Source organism: Streptacidiphilus carbonis, assembly GCF_000787775.1.
GTDB lineage: Bacteria > Actinomycetota > Actinomycetes > Streptomycetales > Streptomycetaceae > Streptacidiphilus > Streptacidiphilus carbonis.
Genome location: NZ_BBPM01000007.1, coordinates 52,183 through 58,937, shown reverse-complemented (window position 1 = coordinate 58,937; position 6,755 = coordinate 52,183). Strand labels below are relative to the sequence as shown.

Here is a 6,755-nt window from a genome sequence, read left to right as displayed (position 1 = left end):
CCCTACCCCCCGACCCCGCCCCCCCCAACGCCGTGGCCTACCTCCGGGGCGACGACATCATCGCGGTGGCGACGCGCCTCCCCCACCGCCTGGAAGTCTCCGGCTGGGGGGATGCAACCATCGCCCTCCCGCCCGGCCGATGGACCGACGCCCTCACCGACGCCCCGCCCCGCACCGGCGCCACCCCCCTCGCCACGCTGCTGCAGTCCCTCCCCGTCGCCCTGCTGATCCGCACCCCCGAGGAGCCCTGACCCATGCCGCACCGCTTTGAGCTCTGGGCCCCCACCGCCCACCGCGTCGAGGTCGAGGTCGACGGCACCCCCATCCCCATGGCGCGGGACCGCTCCCACCCCGGCTGGTGGCAGGCGGCCGCCCCCGCGGACCCCTCCCGCTCCCGCTACGGCTTCCGCCTGGACGACGACCGCACCCTGCTCCCCGACCCCCGCTCCCCGCGCCAGCCCGACGGCCCCGACGGCCCCTCCCAGCTCACCGACCACTCCGCGTTCCCCTGGTCGGACGGCCCCTGGCACGGCCGCGCCCTGCCCGGCAGCGTCCTCTACGAGCTGCACATCGGCACCTTCACCCCGGAGGGCACCTTCGACGCCGCCGCGGCCCGCCTGGACCACCTGGTCGAACTCGGGGTCGACCTGGTCGAGTTGATGCCGGTGTGCCCGTTCCCGGGGACGCACGGCTGGGGCTACGACGGCGTCTCGCTCTGGGCCGTCCACGAGCCCTACGGCGGCCCGGAGGGGCTGAAGCGCTTCGTCGACGCCGCCCACCGCCGCGGCCTGGGCGTGGTCCTGGACGTCGTGCACAACCACCTCGGGCCGTCCGGCAACTACCTCCCGCGCTTCGGCCCGTACTTCACGGACCGTCACCACACGCCCTGGGGCTCGGCGGTGAACCTGGACGCCCCCGGCTCGGACGAGGTCCGCGCCTACCTCATCGGCAGCGCCCTGGCCTGGCTGCGCGACTACCGCATCGACGGCCTGCGCCTGGACGCCGTGCACGCCCTGGTCGACACCCGGGCCGTGCACTTCCTGGAGCAACTGGCGGCCGCCGTGGACGCCCTGGCTGCCGCCACCGGCCGGCCACTGTTCCTGATCGGCGAGTCCGACCTCAACGACCCGCGGCTGATCACCCCGCGCGAGGCCGGCGGCCTCGGCCTGGCCGCCCAGTGGAGCGACGACCTGCACCACAGTCTGCACGCCACCCTCACCGGCGAGGCCCGCGGCTACTACGCCGACTTCGCCGCCCGGCCGTTGGCGGGACTGGCCAAGACCCTGACCCGGGGCTGGTTCCACGACGGCACCTGGTCCTCCTTCAGGGAACGCACCCACGGCCGGCCGCTGCTGCTGCACCGCACCCCGGCCCACCGGCTCCTCGGCTACCTGCAGACCCACGACCAGATCGGCAACCGCGCCCTCGGCGACCGGCTGTCGGCCGAGCTGGACCCCGGCCTGCTGGCGGCGGGTGCGGCCTTGCTGCTCTCCTCCGCCTTCACCCCGATGCTGTTCATGGGCGAGGAGTGGGGGGCGCGCACCCCCTGGCAGTTCTTCACCGACCACCAGGACCCGGACCTGGCCGACGCGGTGCGCAACGGCCGCCGCCGCGAGTTCGCCGGCCACGGCTGGAGCCCCGAGGAGGTCCCCGACCCGCAGGCCCCCGCGACCTTCCTCGGCTCCAAGCTCGACTGGACCGAACCGCACCGCAAGCCCCACGCCGAACTGCTCGGCTGGTACCGCACGCTGCTCGCCCTGCGGCGCGCCCACCCGCAGTTCACCGACCCGGACCTGTCCGCCGTCCACGTCGCTTTCGACGAGGCGGCCCGCTGGCTCGTCCTCCACCGCGGCCCCTACCGCACCGCGGTCAACCTCTCCGACGAGACCCGCACCGTCCCCCTGGACACGGCGTCATGGGAGACCCTTGCCGCCTTTCCCGCCACCGCTCCTGACGGGCCGTCAATCACGTTGCCGCCACATGCCGCGTGGATCGGCGTGGAGCCTGGCCGCCCGCGCCCCTGAGCAGGTGCAACCGGACCCACAGCGGTTCGGTTGCTGCCCGCAGGGGCGCGGGGAACTGCGCGACGAACCATGCAGCCCCCACACCCGCCGACAGGACCCGTCAGTGCACCAGCGTCGGCTCGGCCTCGGCGGCAACACGCTCCCCCGGCGAAACCTCTCCGCGCTTGCCCAGATGGTTGAAGAACAAGTTCAAAGCGATCGCCGCCAGGCACCCGGCACTGATGCCCGAACCCATCACCGTCTGCACCACCTGCGGAAAGTGCACCCAGAAGTTCGGCGACGCGATGGGCAGCAGCCCGAACCCCAGCGCCACCGCCACGATCAGCAGGTTGTTGCTGTCCCCGAGCCCCGCCCGCGCCAGCGTCTTGATCCCGCTCGCCGCCACCGTCCCGAACAGCGCGAACCCCGCGCCCCCCAGCACCGGTTGCGGCACGATCGCGACGATCGCCCCGGCGATCGGGAACAGGCCCAGCAGGATCAGAATGCCCCCGCCCACCGCGACCACGAAGCGGCTCCGCACCCGGGTGAGCGCGATCAGCCCGATGTTCTGGGCGAACGCCGACACCACGAAGCCGTTGAGGACCGCAGCGACGAACGTCGCCGCCCCGTCCGCCCGGAGCCCGGCCGCGATGGTGTTCTCGGTGACCGGCATCTCCACGACCTCACCGAGCGCCAGCATGTCCGCCGTGCTCTCGGTCATCGACACCAGCATCACGATCAGCATCGAGACGATCGCCCCGGCCTGGAACTCCGGGCCGCCGAAGTGGAACGGCGACGGCACCGCGAACACCGGCGTGCTGCTCAGCGCCGAGGCGTCGAAGAGCCCGAACGGGATCGCCAGCAGTGTGCCGATGACCAGCCCCAGCAGGATGGCGATACTGCGCAGGAACCCGGTCAGGAACCGGTTCAGTCCCAGCACCACCAGCAGCGTGATCGCGGCCAGCAGCACCCGCGACACCGACGCGTAGTCCTTCGCCGTCGCGTCGTTGCCGGTCACCCAGCCGAAGGCGACCGGGAAGAGCGACAGGCCGATCAGGCTGATGACGGTCCCGCTCACCACCGGCGGGAAGAACCGGCCGAGCTTGCCGAAGAACGGCGCGACCAGGAAGGTCACCGCCCCCGCGACGAGGATCGAGCCGTAGATCACCGGCAGCGCGTGCCCGTGGCCCGTCGTCTTGGCGATCGCCAGCATCGGAGCGACCCCGGCGAAGCTGATCCCGTTGACGAACGGCATCCGCGAGCCGACCTTCCACACCCCCAGCGTCTGCAGCAGGGTGGCCAGCCCCGAGGTGAGCAGCGCGGCGCCGATCAGCACGGTCATCTCGGTGGCCGAGAGCCCCACCGCCGCGCCCACGATCAGCGGCGGTGCGACCACCCCGGCGTACATCGCGGCGATGTGCTGCAGTGCATAGGCGGTCAGCTTGGGCGCGGGCAGGAGTTCGTCCACGGGATGAACGGCTGGTGCGGGTGCTGCGTCCGGGCACGAGGTATCCACGTTGATGCCTCCAGGTAGGTGGGTCCACAGAAGGGGGAAACCTGAGGCAGGGGACGGCCTGCGGGCAGGGGGTGTCGAACAGTCGTCCGGACGGCGATCCGTGACGGCGTTTCAACGAAACGTAGAACCGTCCAGGAGCAGCGTCAACAGATTGTTTATTCTTTTGGACCTTTCTACTACCCCTCCCGTTCCGCCGCCCGTCGCCGCAGCTCCACCCATACCTCACGGACCTGCGGTTCCAGTGCCGCCAGCGGCCCGTCGTTGTCGATGACCAGGTCCGCCACCGCCAGCCGGTCCTCCCGCGAGGACTGCGCCGCCATCCTGGCCAGCGCCTCCTCCTCGCCCATGCCGCGCAGCCGCACCAGCCGGTCCAGCCGGGTCGCGTCCGCCGCGTCCACGACCACGACCAGGTCGAACAGCTCGGCCAGCCCGTTCTCCGCGAGCAGCGGCACATCGTTGACCAGCACGTCGCCGGGCCCGGCCCGGCCCTCCAGCTCGGCCGAGCGGTCCCGCACCAGCGGATGCACGATCGCATTGAGCGCCGCCAGCCGCGCCGGGTCCGCGAACACGATCGACCCCAGCTTGGGCCGGTCCAGCGCGCCGTCCGGCAGCAGCACCTCCGGCCCGAACTCGGCGACGACGCTCGCCAACCCGGGCGTCCCGGGCGCCACCACCTCACGGGCGATCAGGTCGGCGTCGACCAGCACCGCCCCGTAGGAGGCCAGCAGCCGCGACACCTCGCTCTTGCCCGCACCGATTCCGCCTGTCAGTCCCACCTTCAGCATGCGGGCAGCTTAGGCCTTCGCCGGAGTGGTGGTCCTAGACCGACCCGCCCCGCACCGGCCTCGGCACCCGCTGCGGCGGCCGCTGCGGCGGCACCAGCACCTTGCCGAGCGCTCCGCCCCAGCCCGCCCGCAGCGGCGGCAGCGTCTGCCCCTCGCGCAGGCCGATCCGGGCGTGCAGCCGCTGCAACCAGCCCGGCGCCCACCAGTTGGCCCGCCCCAGCAGCGTCATCGTGGCCGGCACCAGCAGCATCCGTACCAGCGTGGCGTCCACCAGCACCGCGACGGCCAGCCCCAGTCCGATCTCCTTGATGTAGAGCATGCTCCCGGCGGAGAACCCGGCGAACACCACCACCATCAGCAGCGCCGCCGAGGTGATGATCCGCCCGCTGCGCTGCACGCCGAGCTCCACCGCCTTGCGGCAGCGGTGCCCCTCCTCGTGCAGCTCCTTGATCCGCGCCAGCAGGAACACCTCGTAGTCCATCGACAGACCGAAGGCGAAGGCGAACACCAGCACCGGGATCCAGGTCTCCAGGCCGCCGGTCGGGGTGAAGCCGAGCAGCCCGCTGAACCAGCCGTCCTGGAACACCAGGGTCATCACCCCCAGCGAGGCGCCCAGCGACAGCAGATTGGTCAGCAGCGCCTTCAGCGGCACCAGCAGCGAGCCGGTCATCATGAACAGCAGCGCGAAGGTCGCACTCACCACCAGCGCCAGCGCCCACGGCCCGCGGGTCGAGACCTCGTGCTTGAAGTCGACCACGGTCGCGGCGTCACCGGTCACCCAGGTGGTCAACCCGCCCCGGTCGGCCCGCAGCTCGCCGACGACCTGCCGGGCCGTCGTGCCCTGAGCACCGCCGTCCACGCTCACCGCGACCTGGACCAGGCCGTCGCCGACGGACTGCACGGTCGCCCCGGTCACCCCCGGCAGCGTGCGCACCTCGGCGGCGTAGCGGTCGGCCTGCGCGGTGCCGTCCTGCACCGCGACGGTGACCGCCGCCTGCCGCTGCGCCGGGAACCGGCCCTCCACCGCGTCCGCGACCGCCCGGCTGCTGAACGACTTCGGCAGCACGTCCGCCCCAGCGCTCTGCGCGTGCGCGGTCACGAACGGCGCGGCCAGCGCCAGCAGCAGCGCGCTGACCCCGATCGCCACCGGCAGCGGACGGCGCTGCACCCGGCGCACCGTACGGGCGAACACCCCGTCGTCGGAGCCGCCGCCGGGCGCCGCCGGCTTGATCCGGGCGCCGACGAAACCCAGCAGCGCCGGAACCAGGGTCAGCCCGGACAGCACGGTGATCACCACCACGCTGACCCCGGCGGCCGCCACCGCCCGGAAGATCGGGCTGACGAAGACGAACAGCCCGGACAGCGCGGCGGCCACCGTCACCGCCGAGAAGGCGATGGTGCGCCCGGCCGTCGCGCAGCTGCGCTCCACCGCCGCGGCCACGTCCGCGCCATGGCCGCGCTCCTCGCGGAAGCGGTTGACCATGAGCAGCGCGTAGTCGATGGAGAGCCCCAGCCCCAGCACGGTGGCGATGGGCAGCACGCTGGTGTCCATCGGCATGATCCGGCTGAAGCCCAGCAGGGCCAGGAACGCCCCGGCGATCGAGCCGACCGCGCCGATCAGCGGCAGCCCGGCGGCCAGGAAGCCGCCGAAGATCAGCACCATCACCAGCAGGGTGATCGGCAGCGTCAGCAGTTCGCCCAGTTCGGTGTCCTTCTGGGTCTGCTGCTGCACCTGCGCGTTCAGGATCTGGGTGCCGCCGAGGTCGACGGTCGTGCCCGAGGCGGCTTCGATCGCCTCCAGCCGCCGGGAGACCTCGGCGACCGTGCTCCTGCTGTCGGTGCTGAGCTGGACCTGGACCAGGCTCGCGGTCCCGTCACCGGACCTGAGCGCGGAGCCGCCGCCGGTGTAGGCGTCGGAGACCGAGGTGACCCCGGCGATGTGCGAGAGGTCCGCGGCCGCGGCGGTGACCGCCGCCTTCACCGCCGAGTCGTCCACCGGCCTGCCGTCCACCAGCGCGGTGATGCTCAAGTCCGAGGCGCTGGCCGCGGCCAGCAGCGCGCTCCCGGTCGCGGACTCGGAGCCGGCGGCGGCCGCGGTGGGGGCGGCGGTGTCGAAGACCTTGGTGCCGAACACCAGCCCGACCGCGATCAGCAGGGCCCAGGCGAGCAGCACCCAGCGCCGGCGCCGATGGCTGAAGCGTCCCACCGCGGCGAACGGTCCGCCGACACGGGAGAAGGGTGCGTGCATAAGTGGGGGCGCCTTGCATCAGGAAGAGGTGTTCCTGGAACTTTCGCCCATATCCAGATGAATAGGAAGTTCTTCCAGCTATGGCCAGAATCACCGTGAGAACACCCTGATGTCCCTTATGAACCGCTCAGACCGTCCGGACATGCGAAAGGACCCCGTCCGGTCTCCCGGACGGGGTCCTTCACGGCCGAATACTCAGCCGG

General features: G+C 72.3%; 4 protein-coding genes and 1 pseudogene. 2 read left to right on the top strand and 3 right to left on the bottom strand.

Annotation, left to right across the window (positions count from 1 at the left end; genetic code table 11):
- Together TR46_RS42125 and treZ are read left to right on the top strand one after the other, a co-directional pair.
- Nucleotides 1-251 (top strand): annotated as a pseudogene (locus TR46_RS42125) (malto-oligosyltrehalose synthase); the annotation flags it as partial.
- A gap of 3 nt (nt 252-254) precedes the next feature.
- Nucleotides 255-2,024, top strand: a complete 1,770-nt coding sequence (treZ, locus tag TR46_RS07600) for a malto-oligosyltrehalose trehalohydrolase (RefSeq protein ID WP_042395818.1) — start codon at nt 255-257, stop codon at nt 2,022-2,024.
- Between the two features lie 100 nt (nt 2,025-2,124).
- Here treZ and TR46_RS07595 read toward each other — a convergent pair whose 3' ends face one another.
- The 3 genes from TR46_RS07595 to TR46_RS07585 all read right to left on the bottom strand — a co-directional run bounded on the left by TR46_RS07595 (nt 2,125) and on the right by TR46_RS07585 (nt 6,552).
- Nucleotides 2,125-3,519, bottom strand: coding sequence for a nucleobase:cation symporter-2 family protein (locus TR46_RS07595; RefSeq protein ID WP_439654345.1), 1,395 nt, complete (start codon nt 3,517-3,519; stop codon nt 2,125-2,127).
- Between the two features lie 176 nt (nt 3,520-3,695).
- The gene (coaE, locus tag TR46_RS07590; protein ID WP_042395813.1) at nt 3,696-4,304 is read right to left on the bottom strand and encodes a dephospho-CoA kinase; all 609 of its coding nucleotides are present in this window, start codon (nt 4,302-4,304) and stop codon (nt 3,696-3,698) included.
- Between the two features lie 34 nt (nt 4,305-4,338).
- Nucleotides 4,339-6,552 (bottom strand): MMPL family transporter, encoded by a 2,214-nt coding sequence (locus TR46_RS07585; RefSeq protein ID WP_052432608.1) that lies wholly within the window; start codon nt 6,550-6,552, stop codon nt 4,339-4,341.
- Between the last annotated feature and the right edge of the window lie 203 nt (nt 6,553-6,755).